Genomic DNA, 24,980 nt, shown 5'->3' with positions numbered 1-24,980 from the left:
CGGCTACGCCACCGTCGACTGCGACGTGCCGTTCATCTGCTGTTCGACGAGGATCGCGCGCTGCTCCGTCTCCCACTCGAGTTCCGGGTCGGCGACCGAGGACTCGGTCATCGCGCGGTCGGTGTAGACGAGGGGGCGTTCGCGCTCGGTGATGAGGTGTTTGACCACCTGCACGTTGCCGTTGACGTCCCAGACCGCGATGCCGGGGGTGAGGGTCGGGATGATCTCGACCGCCCAGCGTGGCAGGCCGAGGACCCGGCCCGTGTTGCGTGCCTCGTCGGCCTTCTGGGCGTAGATGGTCCGGGTGGAGGCCATCTTGAGGATCGCCGCGGCTTCCTTGGCCGCCGCTCCGTCGACGACGTCGGAGAGGTGGTGGACGACGGCGACGAAGGACAGGCCGAGGCGGCGGCCGAACTTGAGCAGCCGCTGGAACAGCTGGGCCACGAACGGGCTGTTGATGATGTGCCAGGCCTCCTCGACGAGGAAGATGCGCTTCTTCCGGTCGGGGCGGATCCAGGTGTGCTCCAGCCAGACGCCGACGATCGCCATGAGGATCGGCATGGCGATGGAGTTGCGGTCGATGTGGGAGAGGTCGAAGACGATCAGGGGCGCGTCGAGGTCGATGCCGACGGTCGTCGGGCCGTCGAACATGCCCCGGAGGTCACCGTCGACCAGGCGGTCCAGGACGAGGGCGACGTCCAGGCCCCAGGCCCGTACGTCGTCTATGTCGACGTTCATCGCCTCCGCCGATTCGGCCTTGGGGTGGCGGAGCTGCTCGACGATGTCGGTGAGGATCGGCTGGCGGTGGGTGGTGTGCTCGGTGACGAAGGCGTGGGCGACCTTGAGCGCGAAGCCGGAGCGCTCGTCGAGGCCGTGGCCCATCGCCACCTCGATGATCGTGCGGAGCAGCGCGAGCTGGCCCGTGGTGGTGATCGAGGGGTCGAGGGGGTTGAGGCGGATGCCGGAGTCGTTGGCGACCATCGGGTCGAGCCGGATGGGAGTTATTCCCAGCTCCTGCGCGATGAGGTTCCATTCGCCGACGCCGTCCTCGCCCTGGGCGTCGAGGACGACGACCTGCCGGTCGCGGAAGCGGAGCTGGCGGAGCACGTACGTCTTCTCCAGCGCCGACTTGCCGTTTCCGGACTCGCCGAGGACCAGCCAGTGGGGGGCGGGGAGCTGCTGCCCGTACAGCTGGAAGGGGTCGTAGATGTACCCCTTGCCGCTGTAGACCTCGCGGCCGATGATCACGCCGGAGTCGCCGAGGCCGGGGGCGGCGGTCGGCAGGTAGACGGCCTGGGCCTGTCCGGTGGAGGTGCGGACGGGCAGGCGGGTCGTCTCCACCTTGCCGAAGACGAAGGAGGTGAAGGCGTCGGTCAGGACGGACATCGGATCTCGCATCGGACGGTGCCCCTTCGGCCTTAGCGGCGGATGCCGGTCGCGAACGGCAAGGTGTTCACAAAGGCCCGGTGGTGCTCGCGGTCGCACCACTCCAGCTTCAGGTACGACTTTCCGGCGGAGGCCCTGATCGTGCGCTTGTCCCGGGCGAGGGCCTCGGGCGAACGCGACGACACCGTGATGTACCCGACGAGGTTCACTCCGGCCGCACCGCTGGCGAGATCTTCACCCCGCTGGTCGAGCCGGCCGTGGGCGGCGATGTCACGGGGGTCGACGGTGCGGTTCATCTTGGCGGCGCGGCTGGCGTCGGCCTCGTCGTTGGTCTTCTCGGTGAGCATGCGCTCGATGGCGACCTCGGTGGGCTCCAGGTCCATGGTGACGGCGACCGTGCGGATGACGTCCGGGGTGTGGACGAGGAGCGGGGCGAGGAAGTTGACGCCGACCGGGGTCATGGGCCACTCCTTCACCCAGGCCGTGGCGTGGCACCAGGGGGCGCGCGTGGAGGACTCGCGGGTCTTGGCCTGGAGGTACGTCGGTTCCATCGCGTCGAGTTCGGCGGGCCAAGCGTTTCGTTTCGTCATGGCCTGGATGTGGTCGATGGGGTGGTCCGGGTCGTACATGGAGTGCACGAGGGAGGCGAGCCGGGACTGGCCGAGGGGCTGGCGTACGCGGATGTCGGCCTCGGCGAGGCGGGCGCAGATGTCGGTGAGCTCGCGGGCCATGACGACGGCGAGGCCGGCGTCGCGGTCGAGCTTGCGGGCGCCGGAGGCGTGGCGGGCGGCGCGGGCCATGACGTTGGCCTCGGCGGCGAGTTCGCGCGTGTAGTGCATGCAGGCGACGAGGTAGGCGCGGTGCTGCTCGCTGGAGGTGGAGACCATCGACTGGAGCTGCTCGTACGACTCCTTGAGCCAGGCGGGCGCGGCCGTGTCGCCGCGCTGGCTGACGTCCTTGGCGTGGGCGTCGGGGTCGGCGGGGAGGGTGCGGGCCAGCATCTGGAGGCGGGTCACGAAGCCGTCGCCGTTGGCGACGTGCTTGAGGAGGGTGCCGAACCGGTCGACGAGGGCCTCCTGGTCCTCGCTGTCGCGCAGGCCGACGCCGGGGCCCTCGATCTCGATGGCGGCGGTGACGGTGCGGCGGTCGGCGTGCAGGAGGACGGCGATCTCGTCGGGGCCGAAGGGGGCGGCGAGCCAGCCGACGCGGCCGATGCCGGGGGGCGGGCCGATCTCGACCTCGCGGCCGTCGAGGCGGGTGCCGGACTCGGCGGCGACGGAGCGGTAGGCCGTACCGCGCTTGAGCATGCGCTTGTAGCTGCGGTTGATCTCGAACCACTTGTAGAACGTGCGGCCCTTGTACGGGAGGTACACGGCGGCGATCGCGACCATGGGGAGGCCGGCGAGGAGTGCGATCCGGAGGGGGAGGAGGGGGACGAGGAGTCCGCTCATCATGCCGAGGAACGCGCCGACGATGATGAGGGCGATCTCGCCCGTCTCACGGTTCTTGCCGACGATCGCGTTCGGCCGGGCCCGGCCGACGAGGTACGTGCGGCGGGGCGCGACCGGCTGGGACTGGGTCGTCAACGCCCTCCACCTCCAGAGTTGCGGTTGCTGTGCGGGGTACCCGTGGTGGGACTGCTGCTACGGGGTGCGGGCGGGGGCGTGGCCCCGCCGCCGCGGTTGTCGCCGCCGCGGCTGCTGTGGGCGGCGACGCCGCCGGCGAGGGGGTTGGCGGGGCGGGCGGCCTGGGAGCCCTGGCCGCCGCCGCCTCCGCTGTCGCGGGTGCTGTGGGTCTTGATGCCCTGCGAGACGAGGGAGGCGGGGGAGGAGATGACGGCGGCGGCCGTGTTCTCGCCGGCGCGGTGGAGCCGGTTGTTGCGGGAGGCGGCGATCTCGTCGCCGAAGCCGGGGACGAAGCGGTAGATGACCCCGGAGGCGAAGATGGCGAGCAGGATGATCGCGAGTCCGGAGACGACGGCGGAGAACGAGTCGGGGCCGGTGCCGGAGGAGAGTGCCCCGGCGAGGCCGAGGACGATCACGATGACCGGCTTGACGAGGATCACGGCGATCATGATTCCGGCCCAGCGGCGGACGTGGCCCCACATGTTCTTGTCGACGAGGCCGGAGTAGACGACGACGCCGAGGAGGGCGCCGACGTAGAGCATCACGGCGCGGAGGAACAGTTCCAGGTAGAGGACGCCGGCGGCGAGGACGGTCACCAGCGACACGATGATCAGCATGATGGGGCCGCCACCGATGCTGTCGCCCTTCTCGAGGGCTTGTTTGAAGCTGCCGAAGAAGACGTCGGTCTGCTGGCCGGTGCCGGAGGCGATGACCTCGGTGACGGCGTCGGTGGCGTTGACGACGGTGTAGAGGATGAGCGGGGTGAACGCGGAGGCGAGGACCGTCAGCCAGAGGAAGCCGATGGCCTCGGAGAGGGCGGTGGCGAGGGGGACGCCCCGGATGGCCCGCTTGGCGACGGCGAGGAGCCAGAGGAGGAGGGTGAGGACGGTGGCGGCGGCGAAGACGATCGCGTACCGGCCGAGGAACTCCACGTTGGTGAAGTCGACGTCGGCGGTTTCTTTGACGGCCTTGGAGAGGTAGTCGATGGTGGCGATGGCGGCGTCTGCGCAGCCGCGGGCGAGGGAGGAGAGGGGGTCGACCGCGGTGTTCGAGTCGGGGAGGGGGGTGCCGGCTCCGCCGGACTCGCTCCTCTCGCAGAGCTGCTTGGCCGTTCCCGTGAGGAGCTCGCACTCCTTGTTGCCCGCGGTCGGGGACGGCGTGGGGGCCGACGGAGTCGGAGTCGGGGTGGGGGCCGCCTGGGCGGCCCGGGAGAGCAGGAGGGGTACGGCGAGGAACGCGGCGAAGGCCGCGGTCGACGCGCGCCCTGCGAGGCTTCGGCTAGCGGGCATAGGTGAACCCTCCGTATCCCTCGACGGCCTCGGCGATCTCGTCGGCCGTGGAGGCGCGGCTGTCGCCGTTGACCGGGGTGGGGCCCTCGCTCTGGCTGAAGGACTCCACGCGCCAGTCGCCCCCGACCCACGTGAGCTTCTGGGTGATGGTGAACCAGGTGGAGGTGACGGGCTTGGTCGAGCCCGCTCCGGCGAGGCCGCCCAGGCCGGTGCACCAGACCTCGACCGTCGCGGAGTTCTCCGTGTGGTCCCGGACCTTGGTGCCGACCGGGACGGTGCGTGAGACGAAGGTCGTGCCGGAGGGTGCCGCGCCGTTCTCGTCGAGTCCCATGCCGGCCATGAGGCCCGCGGAGTACGAGGCGTCGAGCTTCTTCAGGAGGTCCTCCACGACCGCGGGGTCGTGGATGGCGCGCACGATCTCCGCGCGGGGCCCGTCCTGGAACATCTCGGCCGAGCCGAGCACCACCGCGTAGTTCGACGCGGCGCTCTGGGCTCCCTGTTCGTCGTGTGCGAAGCCTGCCGGGAACTGGCCGTTCTTGCCCGTCACCGGGCGGACGCCTGTCGCTGCCGTCGGGGCCGCCTTGCCCGGGGTGCCTGTCGTGGGGGCCGCGTCCGCCGGGTCCGCGCCGCCGCGGTTGGCGAAGGCGATCGCCGCGATGAGGAGGACCACCACGCCCACGACGGTGATCAGGGAGCGGGAGCTGCGTACGGGGCGGCGGGCGCCGCCGTAGACGTCGCCGCTGTTGCCCTCGGGCAGGCGGGTCCGGGTCTGGCCCGAGCCGCCCACGCCGCCGAAGCCGTCGTGCTCGTCGCCGAGGCTCATGCCGGGTACGCCCCCTCACTCGTTCGCGGGTACGACAGTGCTGCAACATGGCTGGGCATCAGGGAACGCAAACACGACATCAGCAGGCCTCAGGAGGATGGAGTCCGACGGGGGATCAGACGGCCATCCCGTACACGATGGTGAAGAGCGTTCCCAGCGATCCGATGATGAAGACGCCGGTGAGGCCGGCCACGATCAGGCCCTTGCCCTGTTCCGCGCTGAACGTGTCGCGGAGCGCGGTCGCGCCGATGCGCTGCTTGGCCGCACCCCAGATGGCGATGCCGAGGCAGAGCAGGATGGCCACGGCCATCACGACCTCGATCATGATCTTGGCCTCGGCGCCCAGGCTCCCGAAAGGCCCCCAGTTCGGGGCGATTCCACCGATGATGGTGGTGATGTCGCCCTTTTCTGCCGCCAGGTACATGTAACTCACCGCCCCTGTTGGGTAGTTAACTGCCCCTGCCGGACGGCATGGGTCATCGCCCTATCTTCGCTGATGAAACCGCTCGCGTGTGACGCCTTGACGGGTCTCTTTACCCGATCCCCGCACACTTGACCGGTCTGACCGTCTTGACCTGCGCGGGTGTGGCCGGTTTCCATGCGAAGAAGCGTATGGTCACTCTGTGTATCACGGAGGGTGACTCCGGGCAATGATTGTCGTTGTTGCACTCTTGGGGCGCCGTCGCGCAGCCGCGGGGTCGTCAGACGTACGAGGCGACCAGGCGCGACAGGTGACGGCCCGCCAGGAGGAGGGGGTCCTCGCTTCGGGTGACCTGGGCGGTCACTTCCGCGCCTTCGAGCGTGTTGATGACGGTGGCGGCCAGGTCGCGGGCCTCGGGGGAGGGGAGTCCGCAGCCGAGGAGCTTGTCGGCGACCAGGTTCTGCCAGGCGCGCAGGGCGTCGGCGCAGGCCCGCTGGATGGGGTTGTCGGGGCCGAGGGTCTCCAGGGCGGCGGCGGTGACCGGGCAGCCGTCCGTCCAGCCTGAGGCGCGGAGTTCGCGGGCCAGGAGGCGCGCGCAGGCGTCGACGGCCTCGGCGGGGTCGTCCTCGCCGTCCAGGGCGGTGCGCAGGAAGCCGGCGAACTCCTCGCGGCTGTGCGCGATCGCCGCGACCGCGACGGCTTCCTTCCCGCCCGGGAAGAAGTGGTAGACGGAGCCGAGGGTGGCGTCCGCCTCCTTCGCGATCTGCTTGATGCCCGTTCCGACGTAGCCCTGGCGCTGGATGAGGCGTGCGGCGGCGACGACGATCCGGTCGTGGGTGCTGCTGGTCTGCATGGGGTGAGTCTAGTCGGCCTATTGAGTAGAGCGTTCGTTTTAGAGCGTGCTACGGTCTTGCCTCGTCGGTAATTAGAGCGTTCGTTTTAGAGCGCGTATCGCAGGGGGTTGCTGTGCAGAACGCACTTTCCGTCACCGTCATCGGGCTCGGGCCCATGGGGCGCGCCATGGCCGGTGCCTATCTCGACCAGGGGTACGAGGTCACCCTCTGGAACCGGACCCCGAGCCGTGCCGCCGAGCTCGTGCGGCGGGGAGCGGTGCTCGCCGCCGGTCCCGCCGAGGCCGTCGCCGCGAACGAGCTCGTCGTCCTCAGCCTCACCGACTACGACGCCTTCTACGGCGTCCTCGGCGAGGTCGACCCCGCCGTCCTCGCCGGCCGGGTCCTCGTCAACCTCAGCTCCGACACCCCGCAGCGAGCCCGGGAGGCCGCCGCCTGGGCGGCGGAGCGCGGCGCCGTCCAGCTCACCGGCGGCGTCCTCACCCCGCCGTCCGGCGTCGGCGACCCGGCCAGCTCCGCCTTCTACAGCGGGCCCCGGGAGGTCTTCGAGGCCCACCGCGGTGCGCTCTCCGTGCTCACCGGTACCGACTACCGCGGTGAGGACCCCGGCCTCGCCGCGCTCTTCTACCAGCTCAACATGGTCATGTTCTGGACGTCGCTCTCCGGTTACTGGCAGGCCCTCGCCCTCGCCGACGCGCACGGCATCACGGCCGTCGAGCTCCAGCCGTACGCCAGGAACGCGCTCGACCTCGGCCAGTTCATCGACTTCTACGGGCCCCGGGTCGACGCCGGTCACCACGGCGGTGACGTCGACCGCCTCGCCATGGGTCTCGCCAGCGCCGAGCACGTCCTGCACACCGTCACCGACGCGGGCGTGGACGGTGCCCTGCCGGCCGCGGTCGCCGATCTGTTCCGGCGCGGTGTGGAAGCCGGGTACGGGGACGACAGTTCCTCCAGTCTCGTGGAGTTGCTCAAGAAGAACTGACGGCACGTCGTGCAACCACCCCTCCGGGCTCCCCGCCGCCTAGACTGACCCCGGGGCGTACTGCCATGAGCCGAGGGGTGGTTGACGGTGCGTAGGGCTGGCAAGGCGTGGCTGGTGGCCGGCGGGGCCTTCGGGGTCTGCCTCAGCTTTGTCGCACTGCTCGTCGTCGGGACGTACTCCGCGGCGTCGGGTCTCATCGGCGGCGCGGGCAGCGGCAAGAACGGCACCGTGGGGCTCGCCAAGGGCTCCGTCCCCGCCCTCTACCAGGGGCTCGTGCAGAAGTGGGGCAACCTCTGCCCCGCGATCAACCCCGCCCTCCTCGCCGCGCAGCTCTACCAGGAGAGCGGCTGGAACCCGCGGGCCGTCTCCTCGGCCGACGCCCGGGGCATCGCCCAGTTCATCCCCGGCACCTGGGCCGGACACGGCATCGACGGCGACGGGGACGGCGACCGGGACATCTGGGACCCGCAGGACGCGATCCCCTCGGCCGCCTCGTACGACTGCGAGCTCGCCGGGTACGTGAAGAACGTGCCCGGCGACCCCGCGAGCAACATGCTGGCCGCGTACAACGCGGGCGCGTACCGCGTCATCAAGCACGGCGGGGTGCCGCCGATCAGCGAGACGCAGAACTACGTGCGGATCATCCGCTCCCTGGAGAAGAGCTTCGCGCGGCCCGTGGGCCGCGTCGAGCCCTCCCGGCAGGCCGCGGGGGCCATCCACTACGCCCAGCAGAAGCTCGGCACCCTGTACCTGTGGGGCGGTACGGGGACGGCGGCGCAAAATGGCCGGTTCGACTGCTCCGGGCTGACCCAGGCCGCGTACCTGAACGTCGGCATCGAGCTGCCGCGCGTCGCCAACGACCAGTACAACGCCGGTCCGCACCCGAGCAGGGAGGAGCTCCTCCCCGGCGACCTCGTCTTCTTCTCCGACGATCTGACGAACTCGCGTGCCATCCGGCACGTCGGTATCTACGTGGGCGGCGGGTACATGATCGACGCCCCGCGCACCGGTGCGGTGATCCGCTTCGACCGGATCGACACCCCCGATTACTTCGGCGCGACCAGGGTCACCAAGGAGGGCGCCGCCGCGCTGCCCACCCATCTTCCGCAGACGTAGGGGCAGGAGACGGACCGTCGGGTCGTATGGGACATGGCCGGAACTCTCCGTCATGCAGTGGCCCTGAGCTGCGGTGAACCGTCACTCTTCGATAACGTCGGCATGATCCACCGGAGAGAGCGGAACGCACGCCTCAGACAGTTCGTTCCCTGATCCGAACGCTCTGACCACGGGGGTGGGAAGACACACACGAGAAGCAAGGGGCCACAGCAGATGGCTGGACTCGCATCGGACGGTTCCAACCCCGATGTCAGCCTGCTCTACGACATCAACGGGCTGGCGAAGGCCGCTCCGCCGTGGTTCGACCGCGTCATGGAGTTCGTCGGCGAGTACGGGATCATGCTCGGGATGGTCCTCGTCGTGCTCTGGTGCTGGTGGAGCGTCCGCCGCAGCGGCACCCTCGCGGACTCCGTCTCGGCCGTCGCCGGGCTCGTCTGGGCCCCGCTGGCCGCCGGTGTCGCCCTTCTCGTCAACATCCCCATCCGGGGCTTCGTCGAGCGCCCCAGGCCGTTCAACGACCACGAGGGCCTCGACGTCCTCGTCGAGGGCAAGACCGACTTCTCGTTCGTCAGCGACCACGCCACCATGGCGATGGCGCTCGGCGTCGGCCTCTTCGTCGCCCACCGGAAGTTCGGCCTCGCCGCCATCGGCCTCGCCCTCGCCGAGGGCTTCGCGCGGGTCTACATGGGCGTCCACTACCCGACCGACGTCATCGGCGGCTTCGCCCTCGGTACGGCGGTGGCGCTGCTCCTCGCGCCCGTCGCGCTCGCCCTGCTGACCCCCGTCGTCTCCGCCGTCGCCCGCTCCGGCCGCGGCGCCCGGCTCGTCCGCTCCCGGCGGGCCGCGGAACCGCTCCGGCCCGAGGCCGTCGACATCCCCGAGCCCCGGCTCGGCGGCCCGGCCAACGGGACGACCCAGAACGACCTCGCGGCCTGAGGGGCCAAGGGGCCTGAGGGTCTGAGGGTCTAAGACGCGTCGCCGGAAACCGCCGACGTACGGACGTGTTCCGAGGCGTCCGTACGGGCTCTCTCCCGCGATCTGCGGGCCGGCCCCGACCAGCCGCAGCTGCATCTGGCCAGCGCGAACGAGCCGCGTTCCGTCGTCGTGGTCGTGTGGGGGGAGGCATGCGCGTGCACCCCACCACGGTACTGCGCGTGACGGCTCGCCCGTGCCGTCGTTATGCGGATCGGGCGTTCCCAGGCCCGCGGGACCGGGGACGTGCGGGTCCCGGGCAAACAGCGGTGAGGCGTTGGGGGTTGGCAGGCGATGGTGGTGCAGCGATACGGGCGTCCGCGCGGCCGCGGGAGCGGCGCGTTCGCCGTCACCGCCGCCCTGGTCGGCTCACTCGTCGGGGGCTCGGCGGTCGCGGGCTGCGCCGCACCCGAGGACCCGAAGCCCGCGGTGGACCCGCTCCTCGCCGTACGGAACGCGGCCGACGCGCTGACCAGGGCCGGCACCGCCAAGGCGAGCACCTCCATGGAGATGGCCGCCGGCGGGACCCGGGTCACCATCCGCGGCGAGGGCGGCTACGACTTCCGCCGCCGCACCGGCCGGCTCCAGGTGGTGCTGCCCAAGGACGCCGCCGGGACCGACGAGCACCGGCCGATCACCGAGCTCCTCACCCCCGGCGCCCTCTACATGAAGAACCGGGGCGCGGGGGTGCCCGCCGACAAGTGGGTCCGCGTCGACACCACGACCCTCGACGACGGGAACCTCGTCACGGGCGGGGCCACCGACCCGGCGGCCGCGGCGGAGCTGCTGCGGGGCGCCCGGGAGGTCTCGTACCTCGGAGAGGTCGACCTGGCAGGCGTGAAGGTCCGCCACTACCGCGGCGTCGCCGACATCGCCCACGCGGCGCGCGCCGCCTCGCCGCAGCTGCGCGGGGCGCTCGCCGCGGCGGCGAAAGGGTTCGCCACGGACACGGTGCCGTTCGACGCGTATCTGGACGCGGAGGGGCGGCTGCGGAAGGTCCGCCACCAGTTCAGCTTCAGCAACCAGGGCCGTACGGTCGCGGTCGCGTCGACCACCCTGCTGTACGGCTTCGGGGTCCGCGTCCAGGTGACGCTTCCGGACCGGCGCGACATCTACGCCGGGAAGATCAAGGCCTGAGCAGGGCCGCGGCAGGGCCGGGGTGGTTCGGACCATCGCCAAATGGTCCGGACGTGTCATGCGCCCTGCGTGGCCCTCTCCCTACGCTGGGAGACCGCCGGGAGACCTGGGAGACAGAAGCCGGCAGGAAGAGGTGACCGCACGTGGCCCCGCCCGGTACCGCGACCGTGCCCGCAGACCCGGACTGCGTCGCCCTCGCCGAGATCGAACTGTGCGGCGAACTGATCATCGCCGCCTCCGCCGCGGACGGGGAGCGCCTCAGCGCCGACCGGATCGACGAGGTCCTGCGGGTCGCCGCCGAGCGGGCCGTACGGGAACGGGAACGCTGACCGTACGGCCCGCTGGCTCGTGGAGAGGGTGCGCGCGTGCGCGGACTCCGCTCAGGTGCGCATCATGCGGGCGATGGCCTTGGTGGCCTCCTCGACCTTGGCGTCGATGCCCTCGCCGCCCTTGGCGGCCGCGTCCGCGACGCAGTGCCGCAGGTGCTCCTCCAGGAGCTGGAGGGCGAAGGACTGGAGCGCCTTCGTCGAAGCCGAGACCTGGGTCAGTATGTCGATGCAGTAGACGTCCTCGTCGACCATCCGCTGGAGGCCGCGGATCTGCCCCTCGATGCGGCGGAGCCGCTTGAGGTGCTCGTCCTTCTGCTTGTGGTAGCCGTGCACGCCGTGGTCGTGGTCGGCAGGCTCGACGGCCCCGACTGCCTCGACGGTCTCGGGGGTGACCTGGTCCGCGTCGGTGGTCGTCATCGCGTCCTCCCGTTGTCCAGATAAGGGGGTGTATACCCCTCGTGGGTATATGGTACCGATCCCCGCCGATCCGGGCGGGGGCCCGTGCAGTTCACTGTGCCTGATGGGCGACACTGAGAGGACGCCGGTTAGCCGTGGCCGGATGATGCGCCTAGCATCAGCCTGACCGAAACCCAGCACCCCGAGGACCTCACGTGCGATTTCGTCTGACCCCCAGGGAGACGAGCTTCTACGACATGTTCGCCGCGTCCGCGGACAACATCGTCACGGGCTCGAAGCTCCTGATGGAACTGCTCGGAGCGGAGCCTTCCGCCCGGGCCGAGATCGCGGAGCGGATGCGGGCAGCGGAGCACGCCGGCGACGACGCTACCCACGCGATCTTCCACCAGCTGAACTCCTCCTTCATCACGCCCTTCGACCGTGAGGACATCTACAACCTCGCGTCGTCCCTCGACGACATCATGGACTTCATGGAGGAGGCCGTCGACCTGGTCGTCCTCTACAACGTCGAGGAACTCCCCAAGGGTGTCGAGCAGCAGATCGAGGTCCTGGCCCGGGCGGCCGAGCTGACTGCCGAGGCCATGCCGAACCTGCGGACGATGGCCAACCTCACGGAGTACTGGATCGAGGTCAACCGTCTGGAGAACCAGGCCGACCAGATCCACCGCAAGCTCCTCGCGCAGCTCTTCAACGGCAAGTACGACGCCATCGAGGTGCTGAAGCTCAAGCAGATCGTCGACGTGCTGGAAGAGGCGGCCGACGCCTTCGAGCACGTCGCCAACACGGTGGAGACCATCGCGGTCAAGGAGTCCTGAGCTTCGTGGACACCTTCGCTCTGATCGTGACCATCGGTGTCGCGCTCGGCTTCACGTATACGAACGGCTTCCACGACTCCGCCAACGCCATCGCCACCTCGGTGTCGACCCGGGCGCTGACCCCCCGGGCGGCGCTGGCGATGGCGGCGGTCATGAACCTCGCGGGTGCCTTCATGGGCAGCGGGGTCGCCAAGACCGTCAGTGAGGGGCTCATCGAGACCCCGACCGGCGACAAGGGGATGGGCATCCTCTTCGCCGCGCTGGTGGGCGCGATCATCTGGAACCTCGTCACCTGGTACTTCGGTCTGCCGTCGTCCTCCTCGCACGCGCTGTTCGGCGGCATGGTGGGCGCGGCGCTGGCCGGTGGCACCGAGGTGCTGTGGGGCGGCGTCCTCGACAAGGTCGTCATCCCGATGTTCATCTCGCCGGTCGTCGGTCTCGTCGCCGGTTACCTGGTCATGTGCGCGATCATGTGGATGTTCCGCAAGGCCAACCCGCACAAGGCCAAGCGCGGCTTCCGTATCGCGCAGACGGTGTCGGCGGCCGGTATGGCGCTCGGTCACGGTCTGCAGGACGCGCAGAAGACGATGGGCATCGTGGTGATGGCCCTGGTCATCGCCGACGTGCAGCAGGCGGGCGACGACATCCCGGTGTGGGTGAAGATCGCCTGTGCCGTGATGCTCTCGCTCGGTACGTACGCGGGCGGCTGGCGCATCATGCGGACGCTCGGCCGCAAGATCATCGAGCTGGACCCGCCGCAGGGTTTCGCGGCGGAGACGACGGGTGCGTCGATCATGTTCGGCTCGGCGTTCCTGTTCCACGCGCCGATCTCGACGACGCACGTCATCACCTCCGCGATCATGGGCGTGGGCGCGACGAAGCGCGTCAACGCGGTGCGGTGGGGTGTCGCCAAGAACATCATCCTGGGCTGGTTCATCACGATGCCGGCGGCGGCGCTGGTCGCGGCGGCGAGCTACTACGTGGTGAAGCTGTTCTTCGGCTGACGGCCGGCGCCACTGGCGGCCGGCGCCACCCGGTCCTGCTGGGGGTCCGGGGGTTATCCCCCGGGGGATTGCAGCGTGGTGAAGCTGTTCTTCGGCTGACGCTGACGCTGGCGCTTTGAGACAAATGGTTGGGCCCGGCTCCCCTGTGGGGGAGCCGGGCCCTTTCGTCATACGGTGGCACCGCCATGCAGCACCGTAAGACGGTCTTGGGGTGGAGCGGTCTAGCCGAAGCGGCCGGAGATGTAGTCCTCGGTCGCCTGGACGCTCGGGTTGGAGAAGATCCGCTCGGTGTCGTCCAGCTCGATGAGCTTGCCGGGCTGGCCGACGGCCGACAGGTTGAAGAAGGCCGTGCGGTCCGAGACGCGGGCGGCCTGCTGCATGTTGTGCGTCACGATGACGATCGTGAAGCGCTCCTTCAGCTCGCCGATCAGGTCCTCGATGGCGAGGGTGGAGATCGGGTCGAGGGCCGAGCAGGGCTCGTCCATCAGCAGGACGTCGGGCTCGACCGCGATGGCGCGGGCGATGCACAGACGCTGCTGCTGGCCGCCGGAGAGGCCCGAGCCCGGCTTGTTCAGGCGGTCCTTGACCTCGTTCCAGAGGTTCGCGCCCTTGAGGGACTTCTCGACGATGTCACTGAGCTGGGCCTTCTTGTACTTGCCGTTGAGGCGCAGGCCCGCCGCCACGTTGTCGAAGATCGACATGGTGGGGAAGGGGTTGGGGCGCTGGAAGACCATGCCGACCGTGCGGCGCACGGCGACCGGGTCGACGTGCGAGCCGTACAGGTTCTCGTCGTCCAGCATCACCTTGCCCTCGACCCGGCCGCCGGGGGTGACCTCGTGCATGCGGTTCAGGGTCCGCAGGAAGGTGGACTTGCCGCAGCCGGAGGGGCCGATGAAAGCCGTCACGGAGCGGGGCTCGACGGTCATGGAGATGTCGTCGATCGCCTTGTGGGCGCCGTAGTACGCGGAGAGGCCGCTGACGTCGATTCGCTTGGCCATGTGAATCACTACTTCCAATGATGCCGCGGTCAGCGGCCGGTCTTGGGGGCCTTCCAGCGGGCGATGCCGCGGGCCACCATGTTGAGGATCATGACGAAGGCGATCAGGACGAGCGCGGCGGCCCAGGCACGGGACACAGCGGCGTCGGTGCCGACCGCGTACTGCTCGTACACGTACAGCGGCAGCGAGGACTGAGCGCCTTCGAAGGGGTTCGGGTTGATGAGCTTCGTACCGAACACGAGGAGCAGGACGGGGGCCGTCTCACCGGTGATGCGGGCGACCGCGAGCATGACGCCCGTGGTGATGCCGCCGATCGCGGTGGGCAGGACCACCTTCAGGATCGTGCGCCACTTGGGGATGCCGAGCGCGAGGGAGGCCTCGCGGAGCTCGTTCGGGACGAGCTTGAGCATCTCCTCGGTGGAGCGGACCACGACCGGCATCATCAGGATCGCGAGGGCCATCGCGCCGGCGAATCCGGAGGGCCCGAAGCCCAGCATCAGATTCCAGGTGGCGAGGATGAAGAGGCCCGCGACGATCGACGGGATGCCCGTCATGACGTCGACGAAGAAGGTGACGGCCTGGGCGAGCTTCCCGCCGCCGTACTCCACCAGGTAGACCGCGGTCAGCAGGCCGATCGGCGCGGCGATCAGCGTCGCGATGAGGACCTGCTCGATGGTGCCGAGCAGCGCGTGGTAGACGCCACCGCCGGCCTCGGTGTCCAGGACGCCGTTCATCGAGTGGGAGAGGAAGTACGGGTCGAGGACTTCGATGCCCTTGCTGATCGTGACCCAGGCCAGCGAGAGCAGCGGGATCACGGCCAGGATGAAGCAGACCCACACGAGGCTGGTCGCGACGCGGTCCTTGGCCTGGCGGCTGCCTTCCACCTTCGAGGTGATCAGGTAGGTGGCCAGGACGAAGAAGAGCGAGGAGAGCAGGCCCCACTGGATGCGGCTGTGCCAGCCGGCGACGAGACCGAGGCCGCAGCCGGCGGCGACGGAGCCGAGGGCGATGGCGAACGGGGTCCAGCGGGGGAGCCGGGCGTGCTTGAGGGGATCGTGCTTGACCCGGGACTGCACGGGCGGGCGATCCTGTATGGCGTGGCTCATGCGTTGGCCCCCGAGTACTCCTTGCGGCGGCCGATGATCCAGCGAGCCGCGCCGTTGACCAGCAGCGTGATGACGAAGAGGACGAGACCGGAGGCGATCAGCGCGTCACGGCCGAACTCGTTGGCCTCGTTGAACTTCGCGGCGATGTTCTGGGCGAACGTGCCGCCGCCCGGGTCCAGCAGGTGGCCGGAGACGAGGAAGCTGGGGGAGAGCACCACGGCGACGGCCATGGTCTCGCCGAGCGCGCGGCCCAGGCCCAGCATCGAGGCGGAGATGATGCCGGAGCGGCCGAAGGGCAGGACCGACATGCGGATGACCTCCCAGCGCGTGGCGCCGAGGGCGAGGGCCGCCTCTTCGTGCATCTTCGGGACCTGGAGGAAGACCTCGCGGGTCACGTTGGTGATGATCGGCAGGATCATGATCGCCAGCAGGATGCCGACGGTGAAGAGCGAGCGGGCGGGGCCCTCGTTGGCCTTGTCGAAGATGTACGTCCAGCCCAGGTACTCGTCGAGCCACTGGTTCAGGCCGTCCAGGTACGGGACGAGGAATATCGCGCCCCAGAGGCCGTAGATGATGCTGGGCACGGCGGCGAGCAGGTCGACCACGTACGCGAGCGGCTTGGCCAGCCTGCGCGGTGCGTAGTGCGAGATGAAGAGCGCGATGCCTATGGCGACGGGCACGGCGATCGCCATCGCGATGATCGACGAGACGACCGTGCCGAAGGCGAGGACGGCGATGCCGAAGACCGGCGGGTTGCCGGCGGGGTTCCACTCGAAGGTGGTGAAGAAGTTGGTGCTGTCCTTCGAGATGGCGAGGACGGCACGGTAGGTGAGGAAGCCGGCGATCGCGGCCATGATCACGAGGAGGGTGATGCCGGACCCTCGGGACAGACCGCTGAAGATGCGGTCCCCGGGGCGGGACGCGCTCTTGGCGCGCCGGCTCCTCTGTATGTCTGGTGTGGTGGTAGCCATCTGCTTCTCCGGTCTGCGGCGCCCGTACGGGTGTGCGGGCTCCTGGCGGCGGTGCACCGGATGCCGGGTCCGGCCCCCCTAGGGGAGGGGCCGGGCCCGGCCGGGGGTCAGGACAGGGTGGGGACGATCGCGCGGACCTTGGCCGCGATCTCGGCCGGGAGCGGGGCGTAGCCGGCGTCGGCGAGGACCTTCTGGCCCTCCTCGCTCACGGTGTAGTTGAGGAACGCCTTCAGGGTCGGCAGGGTCTCCGCCTTGTTGCCCTTGTCGCAGGCGATCTCGTACGTGACGAGGACGATCGGGTAGGCGCCCTCGGCCTTGGTCTTGTAGTCGAGGGAGAGGGCGACGTCGTTGCCCGTGCCCTTGACCTTGGCGGCGGCGATGGCCTTGGACGCGTTCTCCGAGGAGGCGGCGACCGGGGCGGAGGCACCGGTGTTGATGCTGACCGTGGAGGACTTGTTCGCGGTGGCGTACGAGAGCTCCATGTAGCTGATGGAACCCTCGGTGTCCTTGACCGCGGTGGCGACACCGGAGGAGCCGTTGGCGGCCTGGCCGCCCTGGGCGGGCCACGACTTCGACTTCGGGTCGTGCTTCCAGTCGGCCGGGGCGGCGGTGGAGAGGTACTTGCCCAGGTTCTGGGTGGTGCCCGACTCGTCCGAGCGGTGGAAGGCCTGGATCGTGCTGTCGGGCAGCTTGGCGCCCGGGTTCAGCTTGGCGATCGCCGGGTCGTTCCACTTGGTGATCTTGTTGTCGAAGATCTTGGCGATGGTGGAGGCGTCCAGGACGAGGTTGTCCACGCCGTCCAGCTTGTAGGCGATGGCGATGGGGCCACCGACCATGGGCAGGTTGATGCCCTTGCCGCCCGTGCAGATCTTCTGCGACTCGGCGACTTCCTCTTCCTTCAGGGCGGAGTCGGAGCCGGCGAAGGCGACCTGGCCCTGGTTGAACTTGGTGATGCCGCCACCGGAGCCGATGCCCTGGTAGTTGATCTCGACGCCCTCACAGGCGGCCTGGAAGTTCTTGACCCACAGGTCCATCGCGTTGCGCTGTGCGCTGGAGCCGGCGGCGAGCAGCTTGCCCTTGGCTCCGGCGCAGTCGATGTTCGACGCGGCGGCGGCGGAGGTCGTCGTCTTGCCGCCTTCCTTCGCCGGGGTCTCCGTGTTGTCGTCCGAGCCACACGCCGAGAGGACCAGGGCGCCGGAGACGACGAGGGCACCGATCGCTGAGGCGCGAAGCCCGTTCTTGCGCGAAAGCTTCACTTTCGGGTGTTCCTTCCAGAAGCCGCCTTGCCGCGGACCCAGTGTCCTGATCGTTCTACGGCGGCGTGTGTCGGGTGGTGGTGCACTGTTGCGCTTCGTGCACCGTGTGAGTCCGAAATTAGGCAGAACAGGTGAAGCGACCGACGGAAGAGAGTGAACGGAAAGTGAACCGTGTCGGAAGCACGGGTGTGGTCACTCCGGGTGGGGTGTCAGTGGCGTGAGGTTGCCATGGCGGCGTCCAGGAGTTCGCGGTCGCGGCGCTGGGTGAGGAGGGCGCGGGCCTCGCCGGGCGGCAGCCAGACGAGGCGGTCGACCTCACGGGTCGGCGCGAAGGCGCCGTCGAGGGCACGGGCCGCCCAGTAGACGACCTCCTTGGGGCGGCCGGCCACCGTGTAGCGGGCCGTGGGCAGGCGGGGGCCGAGCGCGCAGCGCCGGCCCGTCTCCTCCAGGATCTCGCGCAGCGCGCAGGCCTCGGCGGTCTCCCCGGGCTTCCGCTTGCCCTTCGGGTGCGACCAGTCGTCGTACTTCGGCCGGTGCACGAGGGCGATCTCGATGCCGTGGCCGGAAAGTGCCGGGCGCCAGAGGACGCACCCGGCGGCGCGGATGGGTTCCTGGAGGGGGGTGGTGGTCACGGGACCGGGGCCGTCGCTCTTCGCCAGGCGTGCTGGAAGGCGAACCGGGCCGCCTCGACCTCGTGCCGCTGGTCGGCGTGGAGGACCCCGAGGGCGTACGCCGTCGCCGGGGCGATCCGGGGGGTGCGGGCCGCCGCGGCGGCGGCCGCCGCGGCCTCGGCGGCGTCGCGGTGCCGGTCCAGGGCGCGGGCGGACTCGAAGAGGACGGGGTCGGGCTCGCCGCCGGTGTGCAGGACCTCGGAGGCGTACCGGTGCAGGCGCAGCAGGTGCCGCGTCCGGTGCCAGGGCGCGTCCTGGGACTCCCCGGCGGCGAGGGCCAGGGCGTCGGCGTTGTACGGGTGGGCCGCCCGGGTCAGGGGGAGTGCGGCCACCGATTCGAGGAGGCGCCGCTCGGCGACCGCGGCGGGCGCGTCGACGACCTCCATGGCGGGGGCCGCGCCGGCGGGGCCGAGCGGCACCTCGGAGGCGAGGAGGGCGACGGCGTCGGCGACCGCGTGGAAGCGCGCGGAGCCGAGGGCCTGGAGGGCGGCCGAGTGGGCGCGTGTCCGGGCCAGGGTCAGCTGGCGTTCGAGGAGGGCGCCGGCCCGGGCGGCACCGACGGTGAGCCCCGCACCGGGGCCCGTACCGGCGCCGGCACCCGTACCCGCGCCCGCCCGCTGGCCTTCGCCGCCGCGGGCGGCCGGTACCGGGCCGCCGCTGCTCGACAGGCGGGACAGTGCGTCCACCAGCCGGACGAGCCGGGACGTACAGGCCTGCTCCAGGGCCAGGGTCCCGGAGAGCCATGCCAGCTCGGTCCGCAGCTGGTCGGCCCAGGCGGGCTCGAGCAGCGGCCGGAAGGTGTGGAGGGTGCCGCTGATCCGCCGGGCGGCGGCCCGCAGCGTACGGGCCGCCTCGTCCGTACCGGCCGAGTCCGAGCCGCTCTCGCCGTGGATCCGCAGGCCGCGGAGGAAGTCCGCGGCCCGGGCGTGGAGATAGGGGGCCACGACCTCCCCCGCCGTGACGTCCCGCAGGGGGTCAAGGTTGTGCACGCCGGCGCCTCCGCGCGTCGATGAGCATCTCCTGGACGTGCCGCAGCGGCCGGCCCTCGGGGTCGGTCGCGTGCCGCGTCCAGTTCCCGTCGGGGCCGAGGTGCCAGGAGGAGGTGGTGTCGGACATCCCGGTCTCCAGGAGCCGGGTCAGCGCAGCCCGGTGGGCCGGGTCCGAGACCCGTACGAGGGCCTCGATCCGGCGGTCCAGGTTGCGGTGCATCATGTCGGCGCTGCCGAACCAGACCTCGGGTTCGCCGCCGTTGCCGAAGGCGAAGACCCGGGAGTGCTCCAGGAAGCGGCCGAGGATCGAACGGACCCGGATGTTCTCCGAGAGGCCGGTGACGCCGGGGCGCACGGCGCAGATGCCGCGGACCCAGATGTCGACCGGGACGCCGGCCCGCGACGCCTGGTAGCAGGCGTCGATGACGGCCTCGTCGACCAGCGAATTGACCTTGATCCGTACGTACGCGGGCCGGCCGGCGCGGTGGTGGGCGATCTCCTTGGTGATCCGGGAGACCAGCCCGTCGCGCAGCGACTTCGGCGCCGTGAGCAGCCGTCGGTACGTCTCGCGGCGCGAGTAGCCGGAGAGCCGGTTGAACAGGTCGGACAGGTCCGCTCCGACCTGGGGGTCGGCGGTGAGGAGGCCGAGGTCCTCGTAGAGCCGGGCCGTCTTGGGGTGGTAGTTGCCGGTGCCGACGTGCGAGTACCGGCGGAGGAGCTCGCCCTCCTGGCGGACGACCAGCGACAGCTTGCAGTGCGTCTTCAGGCCGACGAGGCCGTAGACGACGTGGCAGCCGGCCTCCTCCAGCTTGCGCGCCCACTTGATGTTGGCCTGCTCGTCGAAGCGGGCCTTGATCTCGACGAGGACGAGGACCTGCTTGCCGGACTCGGCGGCGTCGATGAGGGCGTCGACTATCGGGGAGTCGCCGGACGTCCGGTACAGCGTCTGCTTGATCGCGAGGACGTCCGGGTCGGCCGCCGCCTGCTCCAGGAAGGCCTGGACGGACGTCGAGAACGAGTCGTACGGGTGGTGCAGCAGCACGTCCCGCTCGCGCAGCGCGGCGAAGATGTCCGGCGCGGACGCCGACTCGACCTCGGCCAGGTCCCGGTGCGTGCCCGCGACGAACTTCGGGAACTTCAGCTCCGGCCGGTCCTGCCCGGCGATCCCGAAGAGACCGGTCAGGTCGAGGGGGCCGGGCAGCGGGTAGACCTCGGCGTCGGAGACCTTCAGCTCGCGCACGAGGAGATCGAGGACGTACGGGTCGATGGACTCCTCGACCTCCAGGCGGACCGGCGGGCCGAAGCGGCGCCGCATGAGCTCCTTCTCCAGGGCCTGGAGCAGGTTCTCGGCGTCGTCCTCCTCGACCTCCAGGTCCTCGTTCCTCGTCACCCGGAACATGTGGTGCGCGAGCACCTCCATGCCGGGGAACAGCTCCTCCAGGTGCGCCGCGATGACGTCCTCCAGCGGGACGTACCGCTGCGGGGAGGCCTCCAGGAAGCGGGAGAGCAGCGGCGGGACCTTCACGCGCGCGAAGTGGCGGTGGCCGCTGACCGGATTGCGTACGACCACGGCGAGGTTGAGGCTCAGGCCGGAGATGTACGGGAAGGGGTGCGCCGGGTCCACGGCGAGCGGGGTGAGGACCGGGAAGATCTGCTGCCGGAAGAGGGTGAAGAGCCGCGCCTGCTCCTTCTCCGTGAGCTCGGGCCAGCGGATCAGGTGGATGCCCTCGTCGGCGAGGGCGGGCGCCACGTCCTGCTGGTAGCAGGCGGCGTGCCGGGCCATGAGCTCGCGGGAGCGGGTCCAGATGAGTTCGAGGACCTCGCGGGGCTGGAGGCCGGAGGCGGAGCGGGTGGCGACGCCGGTCGCGATGCGGCGCTTGAGGCCGGCGACCCGGACCATGAAGAACTCGTCGAGGTTCGAAGCGAAGATCGCGAGGAAGTTCGCTCGTTCGAGGAGGGGGGTCGTCGGGTCCTCGGCGAGTTCGAGGACGCGTTCGTTGAACGCGAGCCAGCTGCGTTCCCGGTCGAGGAAGCGTCCCTGCGGCAGCTCGTCACCGAGGGAGGCGTCGGCGACGTACGAGTCGGGATCGGCGTCCATGCCGGCGACGGTGGCCACGTCGGCCGCCTCGGTCGCGCCGGCCGCGTTCGCGCCGCCGAGCGGGCGGTGCGCGGCTATGGGTCCGAGGGACGACGAGGCGGACGTCTTCGCGGACGCGCGTGCGGACGTCTGCGAGGAGGTCTGGGCGGACGGCGTGGCGGAGGACTGGACCGGGACCTCGGCGGGCTGCTTGCTCATGGCCCCATTCTTCCGCGCGAAGAGGTCATCGGGCGCGTCGGAGCGGGCCGTGGGGGAGGGAAGTCTCCCTTTGGGGAGGACCGCCCTGCCGGGCGTGGTCACGGAGCGCTTCATTGCGTGAGCGTCGCAAGCGCGTCTGAATGGCCGGTAACGACGACATGTCGTTCGGGAATCGGGGGCTGATCGGGGGCGGGGCCGTGTGCGGGCCCCGCCCGTTCTCTTTTTCTACGGGTTGCCGCTGCGGGTTCTGGCTACGGATGCCGGGCGCGGAGGACGCGGAAGGCGGCGTAGGCCGCGAGGGCGGCGAGGGCGAGGAGGATGCCGGTCTCGATGAGCTGGATGGGCCAGTAGTGGGAGACGGGGTGATAGTCCCAGTACTGCCCGGCGACGTTCATGTCGGCCGGGCAGACGCCCCACTGCTCGGTGCGTTCGAAGCAGGCGTGCGCGGGGAGCCGTTCCCCGCTGGTCGTGATCAGACCTGAGCCGGTCTCGCGGGAGGTGACGAGCAGGGCGGCGGTGATGCCTTCGGTGAGCGGCCCGGTCAGGGTCTTCACCGGCATCAGCGACCAGCGGAGCTGGCCGACGACGAGGAGGACGAGGCCGGTGACGAGGCCGGTGAACGCCATGGCCGTCACGGTGCGGCGGACCAGTTGGCCGATGAGCGCGCCGAGGCCGAGGGCGAGCATGGCCTGCGCGAGGACGACGGGTCCGGTGGCCACGTACGTGCCCGGCTCGTACCAGAGGAACGACCACGCGGCGTCGGTGAAGTTCGCCCAGCCGAGCCGGTAGACGCCGATCAGCACGGCGGTGGCGGCGACGGTCGTGGCACCGGCCACCAGGAGCTTCGTGCCGAGCCAGCGGGCCGGTGTGACGGACTGTGTGAGGGCGAGCTTGTACGTGCCCGATTCGAGCTCGCGCGCGACCAGCGGTCCCGCGACGAACGCGCCGACGAACAGCGGCAGGAGAAGCATGGCCGTGGACGCCCAGTCCATGGCGATCCGCAGGACGGCGTGGCCGTTGTCCTGGTTGGTGCCGGTCGTCTGGCCGTCCCAGTACCGGAGCCAGAGCATCAGCACCAGGCTCAGCAGGACTCCGCCACCCACCAGCCGCAGCGTCCGGCGGTACTGGCGGACCGTCACCCAGTAGGGGCCCTTCAGGGTGAGGGTGCTCATGCCTTGGCTCCTTCGGGGGTGCGGAGGTGGGCGAGGAGGAGGTCCTCCAGGGACGGCTCGCTCGTCTCCCAGGGGCCTTCGACCGGACCCTCGTGGCGGATCAGGGCCGTGAGTTGACGGCCCGTCGTGCGGGACTCGACGACCGTGTGCGGAGCGAGGTCGCCGACCGGGCCCGTGAGCAGGGTGTGGGCGGCGAGGAGTTCGTCCACGGGCCCGTCGAGGCGCATCCGGCCGCCGTGGAGCAGGAGCAGGTGGTCGCAGGCGCCCTCCAGCTCGGTGAGGATGTGCGACGACATGACGACGGTCGTGCCGTGTTCGGCGGCGTCGGCCATGAGCAGGCCCATCAGCTGGTGCCGGGCGAGCGGGTCGAGGTCGGCCATCGGTTCGTCGAGGAGTAGGAGTTCGGCGCGCTTGCCGAGGGCGAGCGCGAGGGCGACGCGGGTGCGCTGGCCGCCGGAGAGGTCGCGTACGAGAGCGCGCGGGTCGAGTTCGTCGGCCATCACGCGCTGCGCGGCTGTCTCGTCCCAGCGGCCCGGGTTGAGTTCGCGGCCCATGCGCAGGGTGTCGGCGACGGAGAGCCGGGGGTGGAGCGGCTTGTCCTGGGCGACGTACGCGAGGTGTTCGCGGGCCGGGGCGTGGATCGTGCCCTCGGTGGGGCGGAGCAGCCCGGCGGCGAGGGCGAGGAGGGTGGACTTGCCGGCGCCGTTGGGGCCGACGAGCGCGCAGATGCGGCCGGCGGGGAGGGCGAAGTCGCACTCCCGCAGGGCCCAGCCGCCGCCTCTCCCGCCGTATTTCTTGCCCAGGAGATCGGCCTCCAGCGCGATGCCGTCTCTCGTCATGCGTCGTCCCCCTCGAAGTGTTCCTTCAGTACGGATGTGAAGAGCGCGGACACGTCCTCGCGGTCCATCCCGGCGGCGCGGGCGCGGTGGGCCCAGGCGGTGAGTTCGCCGCGGAGGGGCGAGTCGGCGGGGCCGGTGCCGAGGGTGGCCCGGACGAAGGTGCCGAGGCCTCGGCGGGCCTCGACGAGGCCTTCGCGTTCGAGCTCGCGGTAGGCCTTGAGGACCGTGTTCGGATTGATGGCCGTCGCTTCGACGACCTCGCGTGCGGTGGGCAGTCGGTCGCCGGGCTCCAGGAGGCCCATCCGGAGGGCCTGCTTCGTCTGCTGGACGATCTGGAGGTAGGTGGCGATGCCACTGCGCCGGTCGATGCGGTACTCGACCACGATCGCTTCCACCACCCTTTCACTAATCAAGTAGTGAAAGGGTGGTGCAAAGAAGGGGGCGGTGTCAACCGCCCCCTGTCCTCACATGGTCGAGGAGGGCTCAGGACTCCGTGCGGTACATCAGGTCCACCTCGTGCGTCGCGAAGCCGAGCCGCTCGTAGACCGTCACCGCCGCCGTGTTGTCCGCGTCCACGTACAGCATCGCCGTCGGCAGCCCCTGCGCCGCCAGGTGCCGCAGGCCGATCGCCGTCAGCGCCTTGCCGAGGCCGCCGCCCTGCGCCTCGGGCAGGATGCCGACCACGTACACCTCGCCGAGCTGCTCCTCGGCGTGCGTCTTCGTCCAGTGGTAGCCGATCAGCTTCCCGTCCTTCTCCGCGAGGAAGAAGCCCTTCGGGTCGAACCACGGCTCGGCCATCCGGTCGTCCAGGTCCCGCTGCGTGAGCGAGCCCTGCTCGGGGTGGTGCGCGAAGGCGGTCGCGTTGACGGCGAGCCAGGCCGTGTCGTCCTGGCCGGGGACGAATGTTCGGACGGTGACGCCCTCGGGCAGGACCGGCTCCGGGATGTCCAGCGGCGTCAGGGACCGGCGCAGCTGGCGGAGTTCGCGGAAGAGCGTCAGGCCCAGGACCTGCGCGAGGTGCCGGGCCGCCGACTTGCCGCCGTGCGCCCAGACGCGCAGCCGCTTGCCGGAGGCGGCGAGCAGGGCGGTGCCGAGCGCCCGGCCGTGGCCGCGGCCGCGGTGGCTCGGATGGACGACGAGCTCGGCGGCCGGGGCCTCGATCGGGTCGGTCTCCTCCAGCTGGGCGTAGCCGTAGAGGTGCGGGCCGACGGTGAGCAGGAAGTGGCGCACGCCCTCGCGGCGGCCGTGCCGCAGGTAGAGCCGCCCCTGTTCGGACACGGCGTGCAGCCCGTCGGCCCGGTCGGCGGCCTCGAGGAGCTCCAGTACGTCCTGGACCTGCTCGGGGGAGAGCTCGTCATACGTGTGGATCTGCCGTCCCGGTTCGATGGCCGGCGCCGCGTCGGAAGTCATGGGTACGAGCCTACGGTGACGTACCGCCGCCCAGGGGAAAGGCGGCGGCAACTGTCTTGTAACCCGCTACCCCCTGTTGCGCTACGCGCGTTGACTCTAGGC

General features: G+C 70.5%; 25 protein-coding genes. 7 read left to right on the top strand and 18 right to left on the bottom strand.

The annotated features are described in order from the left end of the window. Positions 1–3: 3 nt before the first annotated feature. The 6 genes from ACIBG6_RS38395 to ACIBG6_RS38370 form a co-directional block, all read right to left on the bottom strand. Positions 4–1,398 (bottom strand): ATP-binding protein, encoded by a 1,395-nt coding sequence (locus ACIBG6_RS38395; RefSeq protein ID WP_329622142.1) that lies wholly within the window; start codon positions 1,396–1,398, stop codon positions 4–6. 20 nt (positions 1,399–1,418) lie between these two features. Continuing rightward, positions 1,419–2,972 carry an SCO6880 family protein gene (locus ACIBG6_RS38390; protein ID WP_399227402.1) on the bottom strand — a complete coding sequence of 518 codons (1,554 nt, stop codon included), beginning with the start codon at positions 2,970–2,972 and terminating at the stop codon, positions 1,419–1,421. Continuing rightward, entirely contained in the window at positions 2,969–4,300 is a 1,332-nt protein-coding gene (locus ACIBG6_RS38385) for a hypothetical protein (RefSeq protein ID WP_399227401.1), read from the bottom strand. The genes ACIBG6_RS38390 and ACIBG6_RS38385 overlap by 4 nt, the downstream gene beginning before the upstream one ends. After that, a complete protein-coding gene (locus ACIBG6_RS38380; protein WP_399227400.1) occupies positions 4,290–5,123 on the bottom strand; it encodes a hypothetical protein in 834 nt (277 codons plus the stop codon). Before ACIBG6_RS38380 ends, ACIBG6_RS38385 begins: the two co-directional genes overlap by 11 nt. A 115-nt stretch (positions 5,124–5,238) precedes the next feature. Next, on the bottom strand, positions 5,239–5,547 hold the full coding sequence (locus tag ACIBG6_RS38375; protein ID WP_017242359.1) for a hypothetical protein: 309 nt from the start codon (positions 5,545–5,547) through the stop codon (positions 5,239–5,241). A gap of 277 nt (positions 5,548–5,824) precedes the next feature. Beyond that, the gene (locus ACIBG6_RS38370; protein ID WP_399227399.1) at positions 5,825–6,397 is read right to left on the bottom strand and encodes a TetR/AcrR family transcriptional regulator; all 573 of its coding nucleotides are present in this window, start codon (positions 6,395–6,397) and stop codon (positions 5,825–5,827) included. Positions 6,398–6,510: 113 nt separating this feature from the next. Between ACIBG6_RS38370 and ACIBG6_RS38365 the strand changes: the two genes are divergently transcribed. From ACIBG6_RS38365 to ACIBG6_RS38345, 5 genes are all read left to right on the top strand, one after another. Further along, positions 6,511–7,380: an NAD(P)-dependent oxidoreductase gene (locus ACIBG6_RS38365; RefSeq protein WP_399227398.1), complete on the top strand. Its 870-nt coding sequence runs from the start codon at positions 6,511–6,513 to the stop codon at positions 7,378–7,380. Positions 7,381–7,467: 87 nt separating this feature from the next. Continuing rightward, positions 7,468–8,496: an NlpC/P60 family protein gene (locus ACIBG6_RS38360; RefSeq protein WP_399227397.1), complete on the top strand. Its 1,029-nt coding sequence runs from the start codon at positions 7,468–7,470 to the stop codon at positions 8,494–8,496. Positions 8,497–8,709: 213 nt separating this feature from the next. Further along, complete coding sequence (locus ACIBG6_RS38355; RefSeq protein WP_399227396.1) at positions 8,710–9,432, top strand: phosphatase PAP2 family protein; 723 nt, start codon at positions 8,710–8,712, stop codon at positions 9,430–9,432. Between the two features lie 330 nt (positions 9,433–9,762). Continuing rightward, positions 9,763–10,605, top strand: coding sequence for a hypothetical protein (locus tag ACIBG6_RS38350; RefSeq protein WP_399227395.1), 843 nt, complete (start codon positions 9,763–9,765; stop codon positions 10,603–10,605). Positions 10,606–10,748: 143 nt separating this feature from the next. After that, positions 10,749–10,934 carry a hypothetical protein gene (locus tag ACIBG6_RS38345; protein ID WP_399227394.1) on the top strand — a complete coding sequence of 62 codons (186 nt, stop codon included), beginning with the start codon at positions 10,749–10,751 and terminating at the stop codon, positions 10,932–10,934. A gap of 51 nt (positions 10,935–10,985) precedes the next feature. On the opposite strand, the gene ACIBG6_RS38340 is transcribed toward ACIBG6_RS38345, so the two are convergent. Beyond that, entirely contained in the window at positions 10,986–11,351 is a 366-nt protein-coding gene (locus ACIBG6_RS38340; protein ID WP_399227393.1) for a metal-sensitive transcriptional regulator, read from the bottom strand. A gap of 194 nt (positions 11,352–11,545) precedes the next feature. Between ACIBG6_RS38340 and ACIBG6_RS38335 the strand changes: the two genes are divergently transcribed. Together ACIBG6_RS38335 and ACIBG6_RS38330 are read left to right on the top strand one after the other, a co-directional pair. Beyond that, positions 11,546–12,166, top strand: a complete 621-nt coding sequence (locus ACIBG6_RS38335; RefSeq protein WP_327163361.1) for a DUF47 family protein — start codon at positions 11,546–11,548, stop codon at positions 12,164–12,166. Positions 12,167–12,171: 5 nt separating this feature from the next. Beyond that, positions 12,172–13,170 carry an anion permease gene (locus ACIBG6_RS38330; protein ID WP_399227391.1) on the top strand — a complete coding sequence of 333 codons (999 nt, stop codon included), beginning with the start codon at positions 12,172–12,174 and terminating at the stop codon, positions 13,168–13,170. 221 nt (positions 13,171–13,391) lie between these two features. Here the strand turns inward: ACIBG6_RS38330 and pstB are convergent, their stop codons facing one another. The 11 genes from pstB to mshD form a co-directional block, all read right to left on the bottom strand. Beyond that, on the bottom strand, positions 13,392–14,168 hold the full coding sequence (gene pstB / locus ACIBG6_RS38325; protein ID WP_399227390.1) for a phosphate ABC transporter ATP-binding protein PstB: 777 nt from the start codon (positions 14,166–14,168) through the stop codon (positions 13,392–13,394). 29 nt (positions 14,169–14,197) lie between these two features. Next, the gene (gene pstA, locus ACIBG6_RS38320) at positions 14,198–15,274 is read right to left on the bottom strand and encodes a phosphate ABC transporter permease PstA (protein ID WP_399227389.1); all 1,077 of its coding nucleotides are present in this window, start codon (positions 15,272–15,274) and stop codon (positions 14,198–14,200) included. Further along, positions 15,271–16,245 (bottom strand): phosphate ABC transporter permease subunit PstC, encoded by a 975-nt coding sequence (gene pstC / locus ACIBG6_RS38315; protein WP_399227388.1) that lies wholly within the window; start codon positions 16,243–16,245, stop codon positions 15,271–15,273. Before pstC ends, pstA begins: the two co-directional genes overlap by 4 nt. A gap of 107 nt (positions 16,246–16,352) precedes the next feature. Then, complete coding sequence (gene pstS / locus ACIBG6_RS38310) at positions 16,353–17,501, bottom strand: phosphate ABC transporter substrate-binding protein PstS (RefSeq protein WP_399227387.1); 1,149 nt, start codon at positions 17,499–17,501, stop codon at positions 16,353–16,355. A 209-nt stretch (positions 17,502–17,710) separates the two neighbouring features. Continuing rightward, positions 17,711–18,133, bottom strand: a complete 423-nt coding sequence (locus ACIBG6_RS38305; RefSeq protein WP_399227386.1) for an NUDIX hydrolase — start codon at positions 18,131–18,133, stop codon at positions 17,711–17,713. Further along, positions 18,130–19,161, bottom strand: coding sequence for a CHAD domain-containing protein (locus ACIBG6_RS38300; protein WP_399227385.1), 1,032 nt, complete (start codon positions 19,159–19,161; stop codon positions 18,130–18,132). The genes ACIBG6_RS38305 and ACIBG6_RS38300 overlap by 4 nt, the downstream gene beginning before the upstream one ends. Further along, positions 19,148–21,457: an RNA degradosome polyphosphate kinase gene (locus tag ACIBG6_RS38295; protein ID WP_399227384.1), complete on the bottom strand. Its 2,310-nt coding sequence runs from the start codon at positions 21,455–21,457 to the stop codon at positions 19,148–19,150. Before ACIBG6_RS38295 ends, ACIBG6_RS38300 begins: the two co-directional genes overlap by 14 nt. Positions 21,458–21,708: 251 nt before the next feature. After that, a complete protein-coding gene (locus ACIBG6_RS38290; RefSeq protein ID WP_399227383.1) occupies positions 21,709–22,629 on the bottom strand; it encodes an ABC transporter permease in 921 nt (306 codons plus the stop codon). After that, positions 22,626–23,468 carry an ABC transporter ATP-binding protein gene (locus tag ACIBG6_RS38285; protein ID WP_399227382.1) on the bottom strand — a complete coding sequence of 281 codons (843 nt, stop codon included), beginning with the start codon at positions 23,466–23,468 and terminating at the stop codon, positions 22,626–22,628. Before ACIBG6_RS38285 ends, ACIBG6_RS38290 begins: the two co-directional genes overlap by 4 nt. Next, the gene (locus ACIBG6_RS38280) at positions 23,465–23,851 is read right to left on the bottom strand and encodes a GntR family transcriptional regulator (protein ID WP_399227409.1); all 387 of its coding nucleotides are present in this window, start codon (positions 23,849–23,851) and stop codon (positions 23,465–23,467) included. Before ACIBG6_RS38280 ends, ACIBG6_RS38285 begins: the two co-directional genes overlap by 4 nt. A 100-nt stretch (positions 23,852–23,951) precedes the next feature. Next, positions 23,952–24,878 (bottom strand): mycothiol synthase, encoded by a 927-nt coding sequence (mshD, locus tag ACIBG6_RS38275; protein ID WP_399227381.1) that lies wholly within the window; start codon positions 24,876–24,878, stop codon positions 23,952–23,954. Positions 24,879–24,980: the final 102 nt, after the last annotated feature.

The organism is Streptomyces sp. NPDC050842, assembly GCF_044456565.1.
GTDB lineage: Bacteria > Actinomycetota > Actinomycetes > Streptomycetales > Streptomycetaceae > Streptomyces.
Note: the sequence above shows the minus strand (reverse complement) of the source record. Positions and strands in the feature narration are given on the sequence as shown.